Source organism: Microbacterium sp. UBA1097 (genome assembly GCF_002313585.1).
Lineage (GTDB): Bacteria > Actinomycetota > Actinomycetes > Actinomycetales > Microbacteriaceae > Microbacterium.
In genome coordinates, this window is record NZ_DCBW01000010.1 from 21,199 (window position 1) to 43,235 (window position 22,037).

General features: G+C 65.6%; 21 protein-coding genes and 1 tRNA gene. 3 read left to right on the forward strand and 19 right to left on the reverse strand.

The genetic code is table 11. The features are described from left to right. The 3 genes from B4F19_RS02500 to B4F19_RS02510 form a co-directional block, all read right to left on the reverse strand. On the reverse strand, positions 1-270 hold a 270-nt coding region (locus B4F19_RS02500; protein WP_292732681.1), incomplete at its 3' end, for an ArsR/SmtB family transcription factor. A gap of 164 nt (positions 271-434) precedes the next feature. Beyond that, a complete protein-coding gene (locus B4F19_RS02505; RefSeq protein ID WP_228178691.1) occupies positions 435-1,097 on the reverse strand; it encodes a cation diffusion facilitator family transporter in 663 nt (220 codons plus the stop codon). Beyond that, entirely contained in the window at positions 1,094-1,444 is a 351-nt protein-coding gene (locus B4F19_RS02510; protein ID WP_349675941.1) for a helix-turn-helix domain-containing protein, read from the reverse strand. Before B4F19_RS02510 ends, B4F19_RS02505 begins: the two co-directional genes overlap by 4 nt. Here B4F19_RS02510 and B4F19_RS02515 point away from each other — a divergent pair. Next, complete coding sequence (locus B4F19_RS02515; protein ID WP_292732683.1) at positions 1,443-1,604, forward strand: hypothetical protein; 162 nt, start codon at positions 1,443-1,445, stop codon at positions 1,602-1,604. The genes B4F19_RS02510 and B4F19_RS02515 overlap by 2 nt on opposite strands. A 33-nt stretch (positions 1,605-1,637) precedes the next feature. Here the strand turns inward: B4F19_RS02515 and B4F19_RS02520 are convergent, their stop codons facing one another. From B4F19_RS02520 to polA, 6 genes are all read right to left on the reverse strand, one after another. Further along, positions 1,638-1,901 carry a DUF6458 family protein gene (locus tag B4F19_RS02520; protein ID WP_228178693.1) on the reverse strand — a complete coding sequence of 88 codons (264 nt, stop codon included), beginning with the start codon at positions 1,899-1,901 and terminating at the stop codon, positions 1,638-1,640. 121 nt (positions 1,902-2,022) lie between these two features. Then, positions 2,023-2,226 carry a hypothetical protein gene (locus B4F19_RS02525; protein WP_228178694.1) on the reverse strand — a complete coding sequence of 68 codons (204 nt, stop codon included), beginning with the start codon at positions 2,224-2,226 and terminating at the stop codon, positions 2,023-2,025. Further along, positions 2,223-2,987, reverse strand: a complete 765-nt coding sequence (locus B4F19_RS02530) for an SGNH/GDSL hydrolase family protein (RefSeq protein WP_228178695.1) — start codon at positions 2,985-2,987, stop codon at positions 2,223-2,225. Before B4F19_RS02530 ends, B4F19_RS02525 begins: the two co-directional genes overlap by 4 nt. 4 nt (positions 2,988-2,991) lie before the next feature. Continuing rightward, positions 2,992-4,083: an LLM class flavin-dependent oxidoreductase gene (locus B4F19_RS02535; protein ID WP_292732686.1), complete on the reverse strand. Its 1,092-nt coding sequence runs from the start codon at positions 4,081-4,083 to the stop codon at positions 2,992-2,994. A 33-nt stretch (positions 4,084-4,116) separates the two neighbouring features. Continuing rightward, positions 4,117-5,790: a DUF885 domain-containing protein gene (locus B4F19_RS02540; RefSeq protein WP_292732688.1), complete on the reverse strand. Its 1,674-nt coding sequence runs from the start codon at positions 5,788-5,790 to the stop codon at positions 4,117-4,119. Between the two features lie 27 nt (positions 5,791-5,817). Continuing rightward, a complete protein-coding gene (polA, locus tag B4F19_RS02545; protein ID WP_292732690.1) occupies positions 5,818-8,466 on the reverse strand; it encodes a DNA polymerase I in 2,649 nt (882 codons plus the stop codon). 49 nt (positions 8,467-8,515) lie between these two features. On the opposite strand from polA, the gene B4F19_RS02550 reads away from it, so the two are divergent. Next, positions 8,516-8,971, forward strand: a complete 456-nt coding sequence (locus tag B4F19_RS02550; protein WP_228178699.1) for a hotdog fold thioesterase — start codon at positions 8,516-8,518, stop codon at positions 8,969-8,971. 64 nt (positions 8,972-9,035) lie between these two features. Here the strand turns inward: B4F19_RS02550 and B4F19_RS02555 are convergent, their stop codons facing one another. Beyond that, entirely contained in the window at positions 9,036-9,656 is a 621-nt protein-coding gene (locus tag B4F19_RS02555) for an ANTAR domain-containing response regulator (protein WP_228178700.1), read from the reverse strand. 38 nt (positions 9,657-9,694) lie between these two features. Between B4F19_RS02555 and B4F19_RS02560 the strand changes: the two genes are divergently transcribed. After that, a tRNA-Leu gene (locus B4F19_RS02560) sits at positions 9,695-9,777 on the forward strand. 86 nt (positions 9,778-9,863) lie between these two features. On the opposite strand, the gene B4F19_RS02565 is transcribed toward B4F19_RS02560, so the two are convergent. From B4F19_RS02565 to B4F19_RS02605, 9 genes are all read right to left on the reverse strand, one after another. Continuing rightward, positions 9,864-10,214, reverse strand: a complete 351-nt coding sequence (locus B4F19_RS02565) for an SHOCT domain-containing protein (protein WP_228178973.1) — start codon at positions 10,212-10,214, stop codon at positions 9,864-9,866. 110 nt (positions 10,215-10,324) lie between these two features. Beyond that, positions 10,325-11,773 carry a pyruvate kinase gene (pyk, locus tag B4F19_RS02570; RefSeq protein WP_292726625.1) on the reverse strand — a complete coding sequence of 483 codons (1,449 nt, stop codon included), beginning with the start codon at positions 11,771-11,773 and terminating at the stop codon, positions 10,325-10,327. Between the two features lie 70 nt (positions 11,774-11,843). Then, entirely contained in the window at positions 11,844-13,310 is a 1,467-nt protein-coding gene (locus B4F19_RS02575) for a glutamate synthase subunit beta (protein ID WP_228178702.1), read from the reverse strand. Further along, the gene (gltB, locus tag B4F19_RS02580; protein WP_292726627.1) at positions 13,303-17,883 is read right to left on the reverse strand and encodes a glutamate synthase large subunit; all 4,581 of its coding nucleotides are present in this window, start codon (positions 17,881-17,883) and stop codon (positions 13,303-13,305) included. Before gltB ends, B4F19_RS02575 begins: the two co-directional genes overlap by 8 nt. A gap of 95 nt (positions 17,884-17,978) precedes the next feature. Next, positions 17,979-18,950 (reverse strand): prolipoprotein diacylglyceryl transferase, encoded by a 972-nt coding sequence (gene lgt, locus B4F19_RS02585; protein WP_228178704.1) that lies wholly within the window; start codon positions 18,948-18,950, stop codon positions 17,979-17,981. A 72-nt stretch (positions 18,951-19,022) separates the two neighbouring features. After that, the gene (trpA, locus tag B4F19_RS02590) at positions 19,023-19,808 is read right to left on the reverse strand and encodes a tryptophan synthase subunit alpha (RefSeq protein ID WP_228178705.1); all 786 of its coding nucleotides are present in this window, start codon (positions 19,806-19,808) and stop codon (positions 19,023-19,025) included. Further along, positions 19,805-21,019, reverse strand: a complete 1,215-nt coding sequence (gene trpB, locus B4F19_RS02595; RefSeq protein ID WP_228178706.1) for a tryptophan synthase subunit beta — start codon at positions 21,017-21,019, stop codon at positions 19,805-19,807. Before trpB ends, trpA begins: the two co-directional genes overlap by 4 nt. After that, the gene (gene trpC, locus B4F19_RS02600) at positions 21,016-21,792 is read right to left on the reverse strand and encodes an indole-3-glycerol phosphate synthase TrpC (protein WP_228178707.1); all 777 of its coding nucleotides are present in this window, start codon (positions 21,790-21,792) and stop codon (positions 21,016-21,018) included. Before trpC ends, trpB begins: the two co-directional genes overlap by 4 nt. A gap of 2 nt (positions 21,793-21,794) precedes the next feature. Further along, positions 21,795-22,025, reverse strand: a complete 231-nt coding sequence (locus B4F19_RS02605) for a DUF6704 family protein (protein WP_228178708.1) — start codon at positions 22,023-22,025, stop codon at positions 21,795-21,797. Positions 22,026-22,037: the final 12 nt, after the last annotated feature.

The window sequence follows — 22,037 nt, forward strand, 5'->3', positions numbered from 1 at the left end:
AGCGTGCTCATTCGCGAGCCGATAGAACACCCGAGTGCCCTCCTGCCGAGTCGCCACGATTCGAGCCAGGCGCAGCTTCGCGAGGTGCTGCGAAACGGCCGCCGGAGACTTGTCGACGATGTCCGCGAGATGGTTGACCGACAGCTCCTCATCGCGCAACGCGAGGATGATCCGAATGCGAGTGGCATCCGCGAGCATCGAGAACACCTCGACGGCGAGCTCAACGTACTGACTATCCGGCGACAGCCCACACTTGTTATCTGCATTCATACGCAGATAGTTGCATTAACGACGCCAAACCGCCAATCCAGGCGGACAAGTCAGAGAGTTCTGGAAGAACGAGTAACTGACTTCACCATCAGGAGAGAACCGCGTGCTCCTGTCGCAGCCGGACATCCGATACCCGCTCCCCGACGGTGAGAAACCGCCGCGGCTCAGGCGTGCTCGTGCTCTGAATCCGAATCCATGAGCATGCCCACCGAGGTTGCACAGGAATCGCCTCGCCAGGCCTCGACTCCCTCTCGCACGGCGAACGCTGCGATCACCAGTCCGGCTATCGCGTCAGCCCACCACCAGCCCAGTGTGCTGTTCAGGATGAGCCCGCCCAAAACCGCAGCCGACACATACGTACAGATGAGCGTCTGCTTGGAATCGGCTACCGCCGTCGCGGAGCCGAGCTCGCGACCGGCTCGCCGTTCGAACAGTGAGAGGAACGGCATGATGATGACGCTCAACGCGGTAATCGCAATACCCAGCGGACTGTCGTTTGGCTCGGCGCGCACAATGAGTGCGAGCGTCGACGTGGTGATGACGTAGGCAGCCAGCGCGAAGAACGCCACGGCGATGACTCGCAGCGTTCCGGCCTCCCACCGCTCCGGATCGCGGCGGGTGAATTGCCACGCGACCGCTGCTGCGGACAGGACTTCGATGATCGAGTCCAACCCGAACGCGATGAGCGCGCCGGATGACGCGTCGTGGCCTGCGGCGATCGCTACGGTCGCTTCGATCGCGTTGTAACCGATGGTGGCTGCCACGATCCAGCGCACGCGTCGATGAAGTGTGTCGCGCCGCTGCTCTGAGAGAGACGCGATCGTCATGCGCAGGTGCACCCCTCCCCTGTGCAGCAGTCAGGCTCGACGGCCAGGGTGACGTGCAGAAGCTCCCCCAACGCCGAGGTGAGGTGCTCTTCTGTCAGGCGGTATGACGCTCGCCGACCCTCGGAAACCGCCTCTACGAGTCCGCAGCCGCGCAGACATGCGAGCTGATTCGACATCACCTGTCGCGACACACCGAGCGTCACAGCGAGGTCTGACGGATAGGCCGGGCCGTTCCGCAGCGCCAGGAGGACGCCCGGCACCGTGGGGTGGAACCACCGAGGTCGTGATCTCGCGCGACGTCGATTCTTCACCTGGTCCGACACACCGATTTCCGTGGAGGTCACCATGGCTGACCCGACGGAGTTCGCGACGGGCGACGTCGTGGGTCAGATCGCCTGGACCGCCGGTCCTCACACGGAGCGCGCTGACCTCATCGTGACCGAGTCAATTGACCCTCCCGCTGATTGGTGGCGACTGACGCACCCTGCGGAGCTGATCGGGCGCTAACCCTCTAGGAGCCTGTCGCGCAGCTCCCCAGGATCAGAGGCCCGCGCCGTCGTCGGTCGTGCTCGTGCTGCGGCGATCCACGCGCTCCTGCGTTGCGGGATCGACGCTCGACCGAGTCACAGTTTCGGTCTGGCGCCGCCGCGCCAACAGAATGATCCCGAACAGGAACACGAGAACACCGGCGCCCATCAGGATGTAGCCGACGAGGTCAAGGTTGATCCACTCGACCTCGACGTTCACGGCGAAAGCCAAGATCGCGCCGATCACGAACAGCACGATGCCGGTACCAATACTCATGGAGCGTCCCTTTCGTCAGTGCGGCAGAAGCCACACCCAACACCTTGGTGGACGCACCGCACGGTCGAAAGCGCCTTGACACTAGATTCCGGATGTGGCATATGGCCGCATCCGGGCGGAGTCACATGAACCAGCCGCTGTTGCGCACGGTTCTGTCTTGGAACTGATGCTGAGCCGCGGCACGCGCTCGCCCAACAGCTTCCTGCGCTTCGCGACCCTCTTTCGCCTCGGAGAACGAGACGGGCTTACGGACAAAGAGGCGAGTCAGCCGGTTCCAGAACGTCATCATCGCCACCCCCTTGTGCCCCACGATAGACCAGCTCACGCCGCTTCGGGCTCGATCGTCACCCAATCCCCGAACTTCGGTACCCGGCCATCACCCGATGACGTGCCCGTCAGCCGTCGACGAACCCACGGACCAACGTGCGCGCGATAGTACGCCAATCCTCGAACGGCGTCGGCAGTGGACTGCGCGGGCATCGACCACCACTCCCCTGGTGCTGGATGACCCAGGGCACCGAGGAGGCGTGCAGCCACCCGGTGATGCCCGCGAGAGTTCATATGGAGGCGGTCCGCAGACCAGAACGATGGATGCGACAACTCGCGATCCGGCCAGTTGAGGGCACGGACGACATCCGGACGGTCGGCGATTCGGGCCACGACCGCGCGCGAGAGATCGTCTCCCCGGCGTTGGATGAGCGAGCGGAAGGGCAGCTGAGCCGACGGGTTGGCGCCCGAGAGCAAAACCAGGCGAACCCCTTCCTCATCACACCGGCGCAGCACGGTGCTGAAAGCATCCGCGATGCTCGCGATCGTCGTGCGGGGCCGCAGCATGTCGTTGCCGCCGCCGTTGAACGAGAGGTGCGTCGGTCGAAGAGCCAGCGCCGGCTCCAGTTGCTCTTCGACGATCGGCCACGCAAGCTTGCCGCGGATAGCAAGGTTCGCGTACGAAATCGGAGCGCCGAGCGCGTTCGCCCAGCCGAGAGCGGTGAGGTCCGCCCATCCGCGCACAGTGCCATCAGGCAGCTCGTCGCCGACGCCTTCGGAAAAGGAGTCACCGATGGCGACATAGCGGATCTCGTGCACTCCCCTAGCCTACGGTCGCTTCGTCGCGCTGTGTCTCCGCGCCTTCTGCGATCATTTCGCGCGCCATCGGGATGACCTTCGTGCCGTACAGCTCGATCGAGCGCATCAGCTTGTCGTGCCCGAGTGTGCCGTTCGAGTACTTCAGATCGAACCGGTCAATGCCGAGCGCCAAGACAGTGTCGGCGATCTTGCGTGCCACCCGATCGGGAGATCCGGAATAGACCGCTCCCCCGGCTCCGACATCGTGCTGAAACCGCATGCGGCTATAGGGCGGCCACCCACGTTCGGCTCCGATGCGGTTATTCATCGCTTCGAACGCGGGGTAGGCCTGTTCCCACGCCTGCTCATCGGTATCGGCGATATGACCCGGCGAGTGGACACCGACGGGCCTGCGATCGTGCCCAAAGGAGGCCAGCGACCGGTGGAAGAGCTCGACGTAGGGTGCGAAGCGCTCAGCCGGCCCGCCGATGATCGCGAGCATGAGGCCGAAGCCGTACCGCGCTGTCCGGACGACGGACTCCGGTGATCCGCCGACACCAACCCAGGTCGTGAGGCCGGAGCCCTCGGTCTTCGGGTAGACGTCCGCGTTCGTGAGCGCGGCGCGGGTCGTGCCCGACCACGTGACCGGGCGCTCCTGGCGCAAGAGAGAAAACAGTTCGAGCTTCTCCTCGAAGAGGGCCTCATAATCCTTCAGGTCGTACCCGAACAGGGGGAAAGACTCGATGAAGGAACCCCGGCCCAGTACCACCTCGGCACGCCCGTTCGAGATGGCATCCAGGGTCGCGAACCGCTCGTAGACCCGCACCGGATCGTCTGAAGACAGAACGGTCACGGCAGTGCCGAGATGGATGTCGCGGGTTCGGCCAGCGATGGCCGCGAGCACCATCTCGGGGCTCGACACTGCAAAATCGGGGCGGTGGTGCTCCCCCACCCCGATGAACGAGATGCCGAGCTCGTCGGCCAGGACAGCCTGCTCGACGAGATTTCGCAGCGTCTGTGCATCCGAGAGGGGCGCTCCGCTCTCATCAACAGTGACATCACCGAAGGTATCGAGACCGAACTGAATCATGACGGCATCCTTTCCATGCACTTGCATAGAACCATACGATTCCGGTCCCTATTCCGATCCTCAGGTCAGCAACGCCGCACGCAGCGTATCGAGCCCGACGCCACCGATGTCGAGCGCGCGCTTGTGGAAGGCCTTGATGTCGAAAGCATCACCCTGCTGCTCGGCAACCGTGTCGCGCAGTTGCTCCCAGATTCGCTGGCCGACCTTGTAGGACGGTGCTTGGCCCGGCCAGCCCAGGTAGCGGTTCACCTCGAACTGAATGAACTCATCCGACATGTTCACGTTGCGGCGCATGAAGGCGAGAGCGTAGTCGTGGTCCCACACGCCGTCGCCGTCCAAGCGGGGCTTGCCGAGGTGCACACCGATGTCCAACACGACGCGCGCCGCGCGCATCCGCTGGCCATCGAGCATGCCGAGCCGGTCGGCGGGGTCATCTAGGTAGCCGAGCTGCTCCATGAGTCTCTCGGCGTAGAGCGCCCACCCCTCGGCGTGGCCCGAGGTGCCGGCCAGCAGACGCCGCCACGAGTTGAGCTGTGCCCGGTTGTAGACGGCCTGCGCGATCTGCAGGTGGTGACCGGGAACGCCCTCGTGGTAAACGGTCGTCAGCTCCCGCCACGTGTCGAACTCCTCGACACCCTCGGGCACTGACCACCACATGCGCCCGGGGCGTGAGAAGTCGTCGGTCGGGCCGGTGTAATAGATCCCGCCCTCCTTGGTGGGCGCGATCATGCACTCGAGCGTGCGGATCGGCTCGGGAATGTCGAAGTGCGTCTCCCCGAGCTCCGCCACGGCATGATCGCTCGTCTGCTGCATCCATCTCTGCAGCGCTTCCGTCCCGTGGAGTTTTCGCGCAGCATCCTTCTCGAGAAACGCGACAGCCTCTTCGACGCTGGCTCCGGTGAGGATCTCGTCGGCGATCTCTTCCTGCTCGGCTACCATGCGCGCGAGCTCTTCGATCCCCCACTCGTAGGTTTCGTCGAGGTCGATGGTCGCGCCGAGGAAGCGCCGTGAATGCAGCGCGTACAGGTCCCGGCCGACGCCATCCTGTTCCGGAGCGACCGGCGCAACCTCGCCGGCAAGCACGTCGGCGAGCTCCTCGTACGCCACGCGGGCAGCACCGGCTGCGTCGGACAATTCGCGCGCGAGGGATGCCGGAAGCTGCCCGTCGGAGGGCGCTGCCTCAGCGGCGAACTCCGCGAAGAAGCCACGGTCACTCGTGTACCGGCCGATCTGCGTCACGACCTCGCGCACCTGCCGCTGTGCAGGGACAACCCCTGCCGACACGCCGGCGCGGAGCGTTTCGACGTAGCCGCGCACCGCCTCTGGCACCGCTCCCAGTCGCGTCGCGATGACCGACCATTCGTCGGCGGTGTCGGTGGGCATGAGATCGAAGACCGCGCGGATGTCCTGCGGCGGCGAGGCGATCACGTTCAGGTCGCGAAGATGCCACTGGGCGTCGTGGAGCTCAAGGTCGAGTTCCAGCTCGCGGGTGAGGTCTGCTTTCGTGACTCTGTCGATGTCGTCAACAGGCTCTTCGGCGCGAAGCGCGGCAAGCGTCTTGCGGGCTTCGACGGCGAGTGCGTCAGCGCCGGCGGGCGAGTAGTCGCCGTAGCGTGCATTGTGCTCAGAGCGACCGATGTAGGTGGCGAGAGTGGGGACACGCTCCGCGAGCGTGTCGACCCACGCATCTGCGATCGCGTCGATGGGCGTGGCAGATCGAGGAGCTTCAGTCATGCGTTCGAGCCTAGCCAGAACAGGCGGTCAGTGCCCGGCAAGATTCCAGTCGCCGCCGCGGCCGACTTCGACATCCAGCGGTACGGAGAGTGTCGCCGCGTCAGCCATTCTCTGCCTGACGATCTCTTCAGCCCGGTCCCACTCCCCCGGCGCGACCTCGACCACGAGTTCGTCGTGGATCTGCAGCAGCACCCGCGAACGTAGATCGCTGTCGCGGAGGTCCTGGTGGATGCGGAACAGCGCGATCTTCATGATGTCGGCAGCGCTGCCCTGGATGGGAGCATTGAGCGCAGCGCGCTCGGCGTTCTCGCGCAGAACCCGGTTGGGGCTGGTGAGGTCAGGGAAGGGGCGACGACGGCCGAAAATCGTCTCGGTGTACCCGTCGATCCGCGCCTTCTCGACGGACGCTCGGAGGTAGTCGCGCACCGCACCGAATCGCGCGAAGTACTCCATCATGAGCTGTTTGGCCTCGGCCTGTTCGATGCGAAGCTGCTTGGACAGCCCGAAGGCTGAAAGGCCGTAGACGAGGCCGTACGACATGGCCTTGACCTTCGTCCGCATCTGTGGAGTGACATCGCCGGGGTCCACACCGAACACGCGCGCGCCCACGAAGCGGTGCAGGTCCTCACCGGAGTTGAAGGCCTCGATAAGCCCGGGGTCCTCCGACAGGTGCGCCATGATGCGCATTTCGATCTGCGAGTAGTCAGCGGTCAGGAGGGTGTCGTAGCCGTCACCGACGACGAAGGCCGAACGGATGCGTCGACTGTCCTCGGTCCGAATCGGAATGTTCTGCAGGTTGGGGTCGGTGCTCGAGAGGCGCCCCGTCTGGCTTCCCGTCTGCACGTAGGTGGTGTGAATGCGACCGTCGGCGCCGATCGCGGCATCCAGCGACTCGATGATCTGCCGGAGCTTCGTCGCTTCGCGATGTTGGAGAAGCAGACCGAGGAACGGATGCGGATTGGTCTCTTGCAGATCGGCCAGGACCGCGGCATCCGTCGAATACCCGGTCTTGGTCTTGCGCGTCTTGGGGAGCCCGAGTTCTTCGAACAGCACCTCTTGGAGCTGCTTCGGGGAACCCAGGTTCACCTCGCGACCGATCGTCTCGAACGCCTCGGCGGCAATCGCGTCGGCGCGGGTGCCGAGTTCTGCCGAGAACCCGGCGAGCGTCTCGTGCGAGACCGCCACCCCGTCCAGCTCCATGTCGACGAGTGCGTCGAGCGTCGGAAGCTCGATCTCGCGGAGCACGCCGGCGAGGTCGTCCGGCAGTTCAGCCCGCAGCGCGTCTGCGACTCGCAGCGTGAACCATGACAGCTGTCCGGGAGTGGCCCCTTCGGTCTCGGGAATCAGCTGCGTCGGATCGGCCTCGGGGAGCTTTTCTCCCAGGTATCGGTCGACGAGATCTCCGAGTGTTTTGTCGGGGAAGCTCGGACGAAGAAGCCACCCGGCCAGCGCAGTGTCGAACGCGACTCCCCCCACGGTGATGCCCGCCCGGCGCAACATCTTGATCTGCGGCTTGGCGTCGGCGAACACCTTCGGGCTATCGGACGAGAACCATGCCGAGAGGCGCGCTGCGGACTCGCTCGTCCAGCTCGTCTCGACGACGTCGCTTTCGCGCGCGAACCCGAGGCGGGCGGGGAGGGATGCGGAACTCGCGGCACCTGCGCCGGGAACGACGGTGACCGCGACCTCGCCCTCGCCCCCTGCCAGCCAAGCAGCCGCAGCGTCAGCGTCCACCTCTGTGGCTGCGGGGAGTTGCACCGCCGGCGCCGAATCCGCGGGTTCCTCGCCACCCAAAGCATCGAAGACTCGGGGCAGCAGGGTACGAAACTCCAAGCGCGCGAAGATGTCGCGAATGCCCTGTGCGTCCATGCCGGTGACAGCGAGCTCGTCGGGGCCGACCGGCAGTTCGACGTCGCGCAACAACCGATTCAGCGCCCGGTTGCGCTTGACGTCATCGAGGTGCTCCCGCAGGTTGTTGCCCACCACTCCCGTGACACGGTCGGCGTTCTCGAGCAGCTCGTCGAGGGTGCCGAACTGGGTGAGCCACTTCACCGCGGTCTTCTCCCCCACCTTCGGGACGCCGGGAAGGTTGTCGCTGGTCTCGCCGACCAGAGCCGCGATGTCAGGGTATTGCTCAGGGGAGACGCCGTAACGCTCGCGCACGGCTTCGGGGTCGTACCGCTTGAGCTGGGACACTCCCTGCACGCTCGGGTAGAGGAGTGTGATGCGCTCATCAACGAGCTGGATCGTGTCGCGGTCGCCTGAGCAGACCAGCACGGTGTAGCCGGCCTCGGCGCCGCGGGTGGCGAGCGTGGCGAGGATGTCGTCGGCTTCGATGTCTTCTTGCTGGAGCACCGTGATGTTCATGGCACGCAGGCAGTCCTGCAGCAGAGGGATCTGCCCCTGGAACTCCTTGGGCGTCTCGGCGCGATTGGCCTTGTATTCCGCATACTCACGGGTACGGAACGACTGGCGCGAGGTGTCGAAGGCGACGGCGACGTGCGTGGGCTTTTCGGCTTTCAGCAGGTTTACGAACATCGACAGGAAACCGTAGATCCCGTTGGTGTGCTGCCCGTCTTTGGTTGTGAAGTTCTCGACGGGGAGGGCGAAAAACGCCCGAAAGGCCAGCGAATGGCCGTCGACGACCAGGAGGGTAGGCTTCGAGGAGTCCGTCACTCTGTCAGCCTACCCACGGCTTCCGACAGCACTTCTCCCGAGGGTGGTCATGAGCACGCAGCATCCGGCTAATGTCAACGGTATGGAGTGGGCGGCGCAGCGCGGCATGGGGACTCTCGCCCAAAAAATGGGCATGCAGTTCGTCGAGTTCACCGTGGAGCGTTCCGTTGCGACGATGCCCGTGGAGGGCAACACGCAGCCTGTCGGCCTCATGCATGGTGGCGCGTACGTCGTTCTCGGCGAATCGCTGGGATCGATGTCCGCGAACCTCTGGGCGGGCCCCGGACGCCTCGCGGTCGGGGTCGACATCAACGCAACGCACACGCGGTCCGCGCGCTCGGGTCTCGTGACCGGCGTGTGCACGCCCGTGCATCTGGGCCGCAGCATGACCGTTCACGAGATCGTGGTGTCCGACGATGAGGGCCGTCGTTGCTCCACAATTCGGATCACGAACCTCATCAAGGATGTGCCGCTCCCCGAGGAACTCACGCGCCCTGAGGCGTGAACCAGCGTCGCGCGCTCGTCGACTCTGCGCGTGAGCGAATGCCCGGGCTGAGCGGGCCGGGGTGTCAGGCCTTCTTCGGCGCCAGCTGCTCGATGATCGCCTTCGCGACGTCTTGCATGGTGAGGCGGCGGTCCATCGAGGCCTTCTGAATCCACCGGAATGCCTCAGGCTCGGAGAGGCCCATCTTCTCGTTCAGCAGGCCCTTGGCCCGATCCACGAGCTTGCGCGTCTCGAACCGCTCGACCATGTCGGCAACTTCTGCCTCGAGCGTGAGGATCTGCTCGTGGCGGGCAAGAGCGATTTCGATCGCGGGAAGGAGGTCGTTCGGGGTGAAGGGCTTCACGACATACGCGAGGGCACCAGCTTCGCTGGCTCGCTCGACGAGTTCCTTCTGGCTGAAGGCGGTGAGCAGAACGACGGGTGCGATGTTGTTCTTGTTGAGCTTCTCGGCGGCTGAGATGCCGTCGAGCTGTGGCATCTTGACGTCCATGATGACAAGGTCTGGGCGTAGCTCCGTGGCCAGCTGAACCGCGCTCTCGCCGTCGCCGGCTTCGCCGACGACATCGAAGCCGTTGTCGCGAAGGATTTCGACGATGTCGAGCCGGATGAGGGACTCATCTTCGGCGACGACGACACGACGGGGGGTCCGGGCGGCGGACGTAGCGGCCTGCTCTTGCTCTGTCACCTTTGAATCCTACGGTATGGTCAATGCGGACGTGCCAGGCCGGTGTGGCGGAATGGCAGACGCGACCGACTCAAAATCGGTTGCCCGAAAGGGCGTGTGGGTTCGACTCCCACCACCGGCACGTGAGAAGAGCCGCGACCCGCCAGGGGTGCGGCTCTTCTCATGTCTCGATCGTGCGGCTTGGGAAGAGCGCACGATGGGCGCGGCTCAGGCGCCGAAGAACTGGTTCCCGAGTGCCTTGCTCTTGAGCGCGTCGAATTCGCCCTGCGAGATTGTGCCGGCATCCAGGAGCGCTTTGGCGCGCTCGATCTCGGCAGTCGGGTTCGCGGCAGCGGCGGGACGATACTCGTCGGTCTCGGGAACCACCCCGCGACGGATGCTCGCGCGAGCGGCCATCCCGCGTCCTCGCGCGATCACGTAGACCAGAGCCGTCAGGAACGGCACGAGCACCAGGAAGATGATCCACAGCGCCTTCCAGCCGCCTGCCAGAGTGTGGTCGCGGAAGAGATCGATGATGATCAGCGCCACGACGTAGATGTAGGCGGCGATGTAGAACATCACGAGCGCGAACTAGAAAATGTCCCAGATGCCGAGCACGGCTACCTCCGAATGCGAAACGGTCGCGCTCAGCATAGTGCCGAGCGCGACCGTGTCGTGCGAAGCGAGTGTCAGCCCGCGTTCTGGTACGCGGGCGCTTTGCCGTGCACCGCATCCCCCACATTGTGAATGCGGATGTCGTTGGTCGTGCCTTCGATTCCGGGAGGCGAACCCGAGATCACGACAACCTTGTCTCCGACCTTGGCCAGGTCGTTCGCAAGCAGATAGTCATCCACCTGCAGGAACATCCGGTCGGTGTGTGACACGTGTTCGACGAGGGTCGACTGGATGCCCCAGGTGACCGCCATACGACGGCGGATCGCCGGGTCTGGGGCGAAGGCTAGCATGGGGATCTTCGGTCGCAGCCGCGACAGGCGGCGGGCTGAGTTGCCCGACTCCGTGAACACGCACAGGAACTTGGCCTCCACGAAGTCGGCAACTTCGTTGGCGGCGAGCGTGATGATGCCACCCTGGGTGCGCGGTTTGGTGTGGATAGGTGCGATGCGCTCAAGGCCGTGCTCTTCGGTCGACTCGATGATGCGAGCCATGGTCTGTACGACGACCACGGGGTACTCCCCCACGCTGGTCTCGCCCGAAAGCATCACCGCGTCGGCTCCATCGAGGACCGCGTTGGCGACATCGCTCGTTTCAGCGCGCGTGGGAACCGGGTTGTTGATCATCGACTCGAGCATCTGCGTGGCGACGATGACCGGCTTGGCCATCGCGCGGCACAGCTCGACTGCGCGCTTCTGCACAATCGGTACGGCCTCCAGCGGAAGCTCCACGCCGAGGTCGCCACGGGCGACCATGATGCCGTCGAAGGCGTCGATGATCTCCTCGAGGTTGTCGACGGCCTGCGGCTTCTCGATCTTGGCGATAACCGGAACCCGGCGGCCCTCCTCGGCCATGATCACGTGAACACGCTGGACGTCCTTGGCATCCCGGACGAACGACAGGGCGATCAGGTCGGCGCCGGTGCGCAGACCCCAGCGGAGGTCAGCCTCGTCTTTGTCGGAGAGGGCGGGAACGTTGACCGCGACCCCGGGAAGGTTGATGCCCTTGTTGTTGGACACCGGGCCGCCGACGATGACTTCGGTCGTGACGACCGTGCCGTCGGTCTCGACGACCTTGACGCGAACCTTGCCGTCGTCGATGAGGAGGAAGTCTCCCGGCTTCACGTCGGCAGGAAGACCCTTGAACGTCGTTGAGACGATCTCTTTCGTGCCGAGGATGTCCTCGGTCGTGATCTTGAAGATGTCGCCGACCGCGAGGTCGTGGGGTCCGTTCTCGAACTTGCCTAGGCGAATCTTTGGTCCCTGCAGGTCGACGAGAACCGCGACGGCGCGCTGTGCGTCGTCGGCAGCCTTGCGGACATTGGCGAAATTGTTCTCGTGAACCGAGTAGTCGCCGTGGGAGAGGTTGAAGCGGGCCACGTCAACACCGGCATCGATGATGGCGCGAACCATCTCGTATGTCGAGGTTGCCGGGCCCAAGGTTGCGACGATCTTCGCGCGTCTCATCCGAGTATGCTCCGTTGTTTGCGTGATGCAGGCAGAAGGCCTGCGGGTATAGGCAGGGGCCGGGCCCAGCCTACGCGTGCGCCATACCGATGGCGACATCCGTCGGGTTAACAGGAGACGGAAGCTCCGTGTCGCCCATCAGATACCGGTCCACCGCTGCAGCGGCCGCGCGTCCTTCGGCGATCGCCCAGACGATGAGGGACTGGCCGCGCCCGGCGTCACCGGCAACGAACACCCCCGGATGCGTCGTCTGGTAATCGTCCTCACGGGCAACGTTGCCGCGATCGGTGAATCTGGTGCCGAGCTGGTCTTCCAGAAGAAGTCGCTCGGGGCCGGTGAAGCCCATGGCGATGAGCACGAGATCTGCGGGGATCTCGCGTTCGGTGCCGCTCTTCGGGATGCGTCGGCCGTCCACGAACTCGGTCTCAGCTACCCGCAGGTACTGCACCTCGCCTGCGTCGTTACCGAGGAACTCGACGGTGGACGCGAGGTACATCCGCTCCCCGCCTTCCTCGTGGGCTGACTGCACTTCGAACAGGGTGGGGGCCATCGGCCATGGCTGCGCTTCAGGGCGCGCCTCGGGAGGGCGGCGACCGATCGCGAGGTTCGTGACGCTCAGCGCGCCCTGGCGGTGTGCCGTTCCAATGCAGTCCGCACCGGTGTCGCCGCCACCGATCACGATCACGTGCTTGCCCTCCGCCGTGATCTGGTTGGCTACGGCATCCCCGGCGACAGCGTGGTTCGACTCGACGAGGTACTCCATCGCGAAATGGACGCCGGCGAGATCGCGTCCTGGGATCGGAAGGTCCCGCGGAACTGTTGCGCCGGTTGCGACGACGACAGCGTCGTACCGGGCACGCAGGGCATCCCAGGTGATGTCGGTGCCGATGTTCACGCCGGCACGGAACCGGGTTCCTTCATCCTGCATCTGACGAAGACGCGACTCCAGGTGGCGCTTTTCCATCTTGAAGTCCGGGATGCCGTAGCGCAGCAGGCCGCCGATACGGTCATCCCGCTCGTAGACAGCGACGGTGTGACCAGCCCGCGTGAGCTGCTGCGCGGCGGCGAGGCCCGCTGGGCCTGAACCGACCACTGCGACGGTCTTCCCCGTCAGGCGGCCCGGCGGCTTGGGCTCGACCCACCCGCTCGCAAAGGCCTGATCGATGATCGAGACCTCGACCTGCTTGATCGTCACCGCCGGCTGGTTGATCCCCAGCACACACGCGCTCTCGCACGGCGCGGGGCAGAGCCGACCCGTGAACTCCGGGAAGTTGTTCGTGGCGTGCAGACGGTCGATCGCCGCACGCCCCTCGCCACGCCACGTGAGGTCGTTCCATTCGGGGATGAGGTTTCCCAGCGGGCATCCCTGGTGGCAGAAGGGGATGCCGCAGTCCATGCAGCGTCCCGCCTGCCGGCGCAGCACAGCGCTGTCGCCCGGTTCGTAGACCTCTTTCCAGTCCATGATGCGAACAGGCACCGGACGGCGTGCGGGCAGCTCCCGCTCGGTCACCTTCAAAAAGCCCTTGGGATCAGCCACCGGTCACCTCCAGGATGCGGGTCCAAACAACGTCGCCGTCGGGGTCGAGGCCCTCGTCGACAGCCTCCTGCCGTGTACGCAGCACGGCGGCGTAGTCCCGAGGAACGACGCGGACGAAGTTGGCGACCTCCTCGTCGAAGCGCGCGAGGAAGTCTGCGGCAAGCGCGGATTCGGTCTGTTCGACGTGCTGCGCGAGCAGATCGCGCAGCATCTCGGCATCCCCGGAACCCAGCGGTCCGAGTTCGAGCTCACCGGTGGCCAGCGCCTCCCGGTTGACGAGGTCGGCGTCGAGCCGGTAGATGTACGCGGTTCCTCCCGACATGCCGGCACCGAGGTTCCGGCCCGTCGGTCCCAGGATGACGGCGAGACCACCGGTCATGTACTCGAGCGCGTGGTCACCGACCCCTTCGACGACAGCGGTCGCCCCCGAGTTGCGGACAAAGAACCGTTCGCCCACGATGCCGCGCAGGAACAGGGTTCCCTGCGTTGCGCCGTAGCCGATCACGTTGCCGGCGATGACGTTCTGCGACGCATCGAAGGCAGCATCCTCGGGAGGCCGGATGACGATCTGACCGCCGGAGAGCCCCTTGCCGACGTAGTCGTTCGAGTCTCCCGTCAACCGCAGCGTGATCCCTGCGGGCATGAACGCACCGAAGGACTGCCCTGCCGAACCGGTGAGGTTGATCGTGATGGAACCTGCAGGCAGACCGTTCTGGCCCTGAGCTTTCGTCACGTGGTGGCCGAGCAACGTACCGACCGCGCGGGCCGTATTGCGCACGGGCAGGTCGATCGTGATCTGGCCGCCGTGCGCGATCACATCCTGCGCCCGCTCGATGATCGGGACGTCGAAGTGCTCGTCGAGCTCATGATCCTGCGGACGCAGGTTGCGGCGCGGCTCGTCGTCGGAGAACGCGGGACCCTCCAGCACGGGTGTCAGGTCCATTCCGCTTGCCTTCCAGTGCGCGATCGCACGGTTGGTGTCAAGCAGTTCATGATGACCGATCGCCTCGTCGAGCGAGCGGAACCCGAGCTCTGCCAGGTACTCGCGCACCTCCTGAGCGATGAACTCCATGAAGGTCTCGACGAACTCCGGCTTGCCGGTGAACCGCGACCGCAGGACGGGGTTCTGCGTGGCGACACCGACCGGACAGGTGTCGAGATGACAGACACGCATCATGATGCATCCGGAAACGACCAGCGGAGCGGTGGCGAATCCGAACTCCTCGGCGCCGAGCAGTGCGCCGATGATCACGTCTCGTCCTGTCTTGATCTGGCCGTCGACCTGCACGACCACACGATCGCGCATGCCGTTGAGCATCAGGGTCTGCTGCGTTTCGGCGAGGCCCAGCTCCCACGGCGTGCCTGCGTGCTTGAGCGAGTTCAACGGGCTGGCACCGGTGCCGCCGTCGTGTCCGGATACCAGGATGACGTCGGCCAGCGCTTTTGCCGTACCCGCTGCTACCGCACCGATGCCCGACTGGCTCACCAGCTTGACGTGCACGCGGGCCTGCGGGTTGGCACGCTTGAGATCGAAGATCAGCTGCTTGAGGTCCTCGATCGAATAGATGTCATGGTGCGGCGGCGGCGAGATGAGGCCGACACCGGCGGTGGCATGCCGGGTGCGCGCCACCCACGGGTAGACCTTGGTCGGGGGCAGCTGCCCACCCTCGCCCGGCTTCGCCCCCTGTGCCAGCTTGATCTGGATGTCGTCGGCTTCCGTCAGATACAGGCTCGTGACACCGAAGCGCCCCGATGCCACCTGCTTGATGGCGCTGCGGCGTTCGGGGTCGAGGAGACGGTCGACATCCTCGCCGCCCTCACCGGTGTTGGACTTGCCGCCGATCCGGTTCATCGCGATAGCGAGTGTCTCGTGCGCTTCCTTCGAGATGGAGCCGTAGCTCATCGCGCCGGTTGAGAACCGCTTCACGATCGCCGACACCGGCTCGACTTCGTCGATCGGCACGGGACGGCGCACACCGGTGCGCAGACGGAAGAGTCCGCGGAGGGTCTTCAGTTCGCTCGCCTGGTCATCTACGAGCTTGGTGTACTCGCGGAACACGTCGTACCGGCGCGTGCGGGTCGAGTGCTGAAGGCGGAAGACCGTCTCAGGGTTGAACAGGTGAGGCGAGCCGTCTCGGCGCCACTGATACTCCCCACCGGTCCAGAGGCGCTCGTGCGCGCGCTCTGCTTCGTCCTCGGGGTACGCGTAGGCGTGTCGGGCACGGTTCTCGGCGGCGATGACGTCGAGCCCGACGCCGCCGAGCTTGGTCTCGGTGCCGGTGAAGTACGCGTCCACGAACTCCTGCGACAGGCCGACGGCCTCGAACACCTGGGCGCCCGCGTAGGACGACACTGTCGAGATCCCCATCTTGGACATGATCTTCAGAACGCCCTTGCCGAGGGCGTAGATGAGGTTCTTGACGGCCTTTTCGGGCGAAACGCCGGTGATGTACCCGGCGCGCACGAGGTACTCGACGGTCTCCATGGCGAGGTAAGGGTTCACTGCTGACGCCCCGTAACCAAGCAACGTCGCGACGTGGTGAACTTCGCGGACGTCTCCAGCCTCGACGACCAGCCCTACTTTCATTCGCGTCTCGCGCCGGATCAGGTGGTGGTGGATGGCGGCGACCATCAGCAACGAGGGAATCGGGGCGAGGTCCTTGTTGGAGTCGCGGTCGCTGAGCACGATGTACTCGGCACCGTCCTCGATCGCCTGGTCGACTTCGCTGCACATCTGCGCGATGCGCTTCTGCATCCCCTTGTGGCCAGCCTCGACGCGGTACAGGCCACGGATGGTTACCGAGGAGCGTCCGGGCACTGCGGTATCGATGTGCTGGATCTTCGCGAGTTCATCGTTGTCGATGACCGGGAAGTCCAGGGTCACGGTGCGCGTGTGGCTCGGGCCCCAGTCCAAGAGGTTCCGCTCGGGGCCGATACCGAGCGAGAGCGAGGTGACGACCTCTTCTCGGATCGAGTCCAGGGGCGGGTTGGTCACCTGAGCGAACTGCTGGGTGAAGTAGTCGAACAGCAGGCGCGGGCGGTCGCTCAGGACCGCGACGGGGGTGTCACTGCCCATAGCGCCGAGCGGCTCCGCGCCCTTCTGCCCCATGGGGGTCAGCAGAATGCGGACTTCTTCTTCCGTGTAACCGAAGGTGCGCTGACGGCGGGTGATCGACGCGATCGGATGCACGATGTGCTCACGCTCGGGCAGTTCCGCCAGGCGAACGCGACCGGCGTCCAGCCACTCCTGCCAGGGCTGCATCGTCGCCAGATCGCGCTTGATCTCGTCATCCTCGATGATCCGGCGCTGCGCCGTGTCCACGAGGAACATGCGGCCAGGGCGCAGGCGTCCGCGTCGCTTGATGCGCTCGGGCTCGAAGTCGAGCACACCGGTCTCGCTGCCGATGACGACAAGGCCGTCGGTGGTCTCGGTCCATCGTCCGGGACGCAGGCCGTTGCGGTCCAGAGTCGCGCCGACGAGCGTGCCATCCGTGAAAATGAGGGCTGCGGGGCCGTCCCACGGCTCCATCTGGATCGCGTGATAGTCGTAGAACGCGCGCAGATCAGGGTCGAGCCCGACCTGCTTCTCGTAGGCCTCGGGGACCATCATCATGATGGCGTGAGGCAGGCTTCTGCCGGTCAGCGTGAGCAACTCGAGCACCTCGTCGAAGGAGGCCGAGTCGCTGGCGCCGTCGGTGCAGATCGGAAGCAGCGGACGGATGTCGCCGATCAGCTCGGACTCGAGCTGTGACTGGCGTGCGCGCATCCAGTTGCGGTTGCCGTTGACGGTGTTGATCTCGCCGTTGTGTGCGAGCATGCGCAGCGGCTGCGCCAGTCGCCACGAGGGGAAGGTGTTGGTCGAGTACCGCGAGTGAACCACGGCGAGCTCGGATGCAAACCTCTCGTCCTGCAGGTCGGGGTAGAACGGCTCGAGCTGCAGCGTCGTGACCATGCCCTTGTAGCCGAGGGTGCGTGCCGACAGCGAGACGAAATATGCGCCGAGCTCGGTGCGACTGCGCTTGCGGAGCCGGTAGGTGCGGCGATCCAGCGCGACTCCCGACAGCGCAGGGGCGTCACCGACCGCGGGACGCGAAACAAACAGTTGCTCGAAGGCCGGGCGCGCCTCAAACGCGAGCTTGCCGAGGTGCTCCTCGTCGGTGGGGACTTCACGCCAGCCGAGGACCTCGAGGTTCTCGCTTGCCGCGATGCGCTCGATGCCAGCCTTCTGCTCGGCCCGAGCTTCGTGATCCAGGGGAAGGAAGACCATGCCCGCCGCGTACTCCCCCATCGGAGGCAGGTCGAAGTCCACGACAGCGCGAAGGAAGGCATCCGGCATCTGCGTGAGGATGCCGGCGCCGTCGCCAGTACCGGCATCCGACCCGATTGCACCCCGGTGCTCCAGGTTGCGAAGGGCGGTCAGAGCGAGGTCGATGATGTCGTGACCGGGCTCCCCACGAAGGGTCGCGACCATGGCCAGGCCACACGCGTCCCGTTCGAAGTCAGGGTTGTACATCCCCTGCTTGGCGGGGAAGCCGGATTCGCCGGTGGCGATGCGACGGGGGCTCGATGCCATTGCTACCGTCCTCACGTTGATGCTCAAGATGGGACGACGTCGGCCCGGCTGTGTGTGGTGTACGCGGTGATCGGGGTACTACTCCGGTGATCAGATCACTGCGGCCGTGTGGTGCTTGTGGCGCTGCCGGCGGTGACTTCGGGGGCCGGTGGTTCGCTGACGTCGACGAAGTCGGGAGTGTCCTGCGATTGTACAGTGCCTTTCGCGGCGCGTTCGCGACCGGGAACGTACGGTGAAGGCTCCCGCCCGGGGTGGCGGCGCCTCTGCACGATCATGATCGCGAGGCCGATGACGACGCCGAAGATCGCTGCCCACACGTTGGTGCGGATGCCGAGGAAGATCTCGCTGGGATCGATGCGGATCGACTCCCAGACGATGCGGCCGGCGCTGTACCAGATCAGGTAGAGACCGAACAGGCGTCCCCACTGCAGCGCGAAACGACGCCCCGCCCACAGCAGCACAGCAGCGCCGAGCAGGTTCCAGATCATCTCGTACAGGAACGTCGGGTGGAACAGGGTCCCGGGGGCAAGGCCCGGAGGGAACGCGGCGTTGGTGGACTCGATCTCCAAGCCCCACGGGAGGTCGGTCGGAAGGCCGAACAGCTCGTGATTGAACCAGTTGCCGAGTCGTCCCATGGCCTGGGCGATGATCAGACCTGGCGCCAAAGCATCGGCGAATGACCAGAATCGGATGCCGGTCCAGCGGCATCCGAGCCACGCCCCGACTGCCCCGCCGATGAGCGCGCCGTAGATGGCGATGCCACCCTCCCAGATGCGGAAGACCGCCCAGATGTCGGTTCCCTCGCCGAAGTAGAAGCCGGGGTGCGTGACGACGTGGTAGATCCGAGCGCCGATGATCGCGAGGGGAACCGCGAGCAGCGCGATGTCGATGACGATCCAGTTCTCGGCACCGCGCTTGGTCAGGCGGTAGTTCGTAAGCAGGACGGCGACGATGATGCCGGCGATGATGCACAACGCGTAGAAGTGGATGCGCAGCGGCCCGAGGTCGATGTAGCTGACACTCGGACTGGGGATGCTCGTCAGGACGTTCTGGAAAGCGCTGATCATGTCGATCGTCCTCGGTTGGTCGGGCGCCGACCGGAGGGCCGACGACGTGAGTCTAGTTCGAGTGGGGCGGGCTCACTCGCGAACGGTGCCTGCGACGAGCTCGCGCGCTGCAGCAGCGAGGCCGTCGAGCCCGCCATCACGCAGCGCCCGCACGAGCGCCGTGCCGACGATTGCACCGTCGGCGTATTCAAGGACGCTGCGCACGTGGTCGGCGTTGGAGACGCCGATGCCCACGCACGCGCGCTCTGCACCGTGCTCGCGAAGGCGGGCGACGAGAGCGCGGGCTGCAGCATCCAGTTGCGCCCGCTCCCCCGTGATGCCCATCGTTGACACGGTGTACACGAACCCGGTGGTTTCGCGCACGATCATCTCGAGGCGGGCATCGGTCGAACTCGGTGCGGCGAGGAACACCCGGTCAAGGCCCGTTCGCGTGCTCTCGGCGAGCCAGTCGGATGCCGCGTCGGGGGTGATGTCGGGTGTGATCAGCCCGGCGCCACCGGCGGCGCTGAGGTCGTCGGCGTAGCGGGAGACTCCGTACTGGACTACGGGGTTCCAGTACGTCATGACCAGGACGGGAACGTCGGTGCGTGCTGACACCTCGCGAACCGCGGTGAAGGTGTCACGCATCCGGAAGCCCGCTTGCAGCGCAGCGTTGGTTGCCTCCTGGATGACCGGCCCGTCCATCACCGGATCCGAGTACGGCGGTCCAAGTTCGAGGATGTCGACGCCGGCCTCGGCCAACGTGACGGCGGCCTCGATGCTGGTCTGCAGGTCGGGATAGCCGATGGGAAGGTAGCCGATCAGGGCGCCACGGCCCTCAGCCCGGGCCGCGTCGATCGCGGTGGCGACGGCGCTCACGGCTGGGCTCCCTCGTCGTACAGCTCGAACCACCGGGCCGCGGTGTCCATGTCTTTGTCGCCGCGACCGGACAGCGAGATGGCCAGAACCGCTTCCGGTCCGAGGTCGCGCCCGATGCGCAGGGCACCGGCGAGGGCGTGAGCCGACTCAATCGCCGGGATGATGCCCTCGGTGCGCGAAAGCAGGCGCAGTGCCTCCATCGCCTCGGTGTCGGTGGCGGGGATGTAGTGGGCACGACCGATGTCGGCGAGCCAGGCGTGTTCGGGTCCGACCCCGGGATAATCCAGGCCTGCCGAGATCGAGTGGGACTCGACCGTCTGGCCGTCTTCGTCTTGCAGGACGAAGGTCTTGGCGCCGTGCAAGATGCCCGGCGTGCCCCGCTCGATGGATGCCGCGTGCCGGGGCGTGTCGACGCCATCCCCGGCCGCTTCGACGCCATAGAGGGCGACGCCCTCGTCGTCGAGGAATGCATCGAACATGCCGATGGCATTCGATCCGCCGCCGACGCACGCGAAGACGGCATCGGGAAGCCGTCCGATCTCATCCAGAAGCTGAGCGCGCGCTTCTTCGCCGATGACCTTCTGGAAGTCACGGACCATGGCAGGGAACGGGTGCGGGCCCGCGGCGGTGCCGAAGATGTAGTTCGTGTTCTCAACGCTGGCGACCCAGTCGCGGTATGCCTCGTTGATGGCATCCTTCAACGTTCGCGAGCCCGTCGTGACCGGGATGACTTCGGCTCCGAGCAGCCGCATGCGGGCGACGTTCAGCGCCTGGCGCTGCGTGTCGACCTCGCCCATATAGATCGTGCAGTCGAAACCGAACAGCGCCGCAGCCGTGGCAGTTGCCACACCGTGCTGGCCGGCTCCGGTCTCCGCGATCACCCGCGTCTTGCCCAGACGCTGCGTGAGCAGAGCCTGGCCGAGCACGTTGTTGATCTTGTGGGACCCCGTGTGGTTCAGGTCCTCACGCTTGAGAAACACCCGCCCGGCGCCGGTGTGCTCGGCGAACCGCGGCACCTCGGTGAGGGCAGAAGGTCTGCCGGCGTACGAGTTCAGCAGCCGAACGAACTCCGCCTGGAACGCCGGGTCGATGCGAGCTGCCTCGTATTCGGCAGTGAGCTCGTCGATTGCGGCGATGAGCGACTCGGGCATGAAACGCCCGCCGAAGTCGCCGAAGAAGGGACCGCGCTGTTCGCGCAGGCTCGTGGTCATGATCCTGCCTCCAGGAACGTGGTGAGGGTCGCGACGGGGTCACCGGTAACCAGCGCCTCGCCGATGAGGACGACATCTGCGCCCGCAGCCCGGTAGTGCGCGACATCGGCCGGCGCTAGCACAGCGGACTCCGCGACAGCGATGGCATCCGCGGGGATGGACTCGCGCAGGCGCCCGAACAGACCGCGGTCGAGTTCGAACGTGGAAAGGTCGCGCGCGTTGACGCCGACCAGGCGTGCACCGATGTCCGCGGCACGCTGCAGTTCCTCGAGCGAGTGTGTTTCGACCAGTGCCGTCATCCCGAGCTGTTCGATAAGGCGCATCAGCCGCTCGAGTACCGGCTGGTCGAGGGCCGCGACGATGAGCAGAACGATATCGGCGCCTGCCGCGCGGGCCTCGAAGACCTGATACTCGGTGGAGACGAAGTCCTTGCGCAGCACCGGGAGGGATACTGCAGCACGGACTGACTCGAGATCCGCGAGGCTCCCCTTGAACCGACGCTGTTCCGTCAGAACCGAGATGGCCGATGCTCCCCCGCGCTCGTACAGAGATGCGAGGTGGGCTGGGTCGGGGATCTCGGCGAGGTCGCCGCGTGATGGGCTGGCACGCTTGACCTCGGCGATGATGCGCACGTTCTCGGTGGGTGCCAGTGCTTCGAGTGCCGGGAGCGCGGCGGGACGATCACGTGCGGCGCGTTCGACATCCGCAAGCGGCCGCACGGCTTCGCGCGACCGGGCGTCCTCGAGAGCGCCGGCCGTGAGGTCGGCGAGCATGCTCAATGCTCTTTCGCGGTGTACCTGGAGCCGCCCACGCCGTAGCCGACCTTCGCCATGATCCAACCGACGAGCGCCCCCACCACGACAAGGACTACCGACGCCCACACGAGCCAGACGATCTCCAGGAAGAACGCCACTGTGCCCAGGGCGATGGCAGCGAGCATGATGACGACAGCCGTCCAGGCCGCCGGCGAGTGTCCGTGGCCGGGGTCGCCGATGGGGTTGCTCATGGATATCCTCCG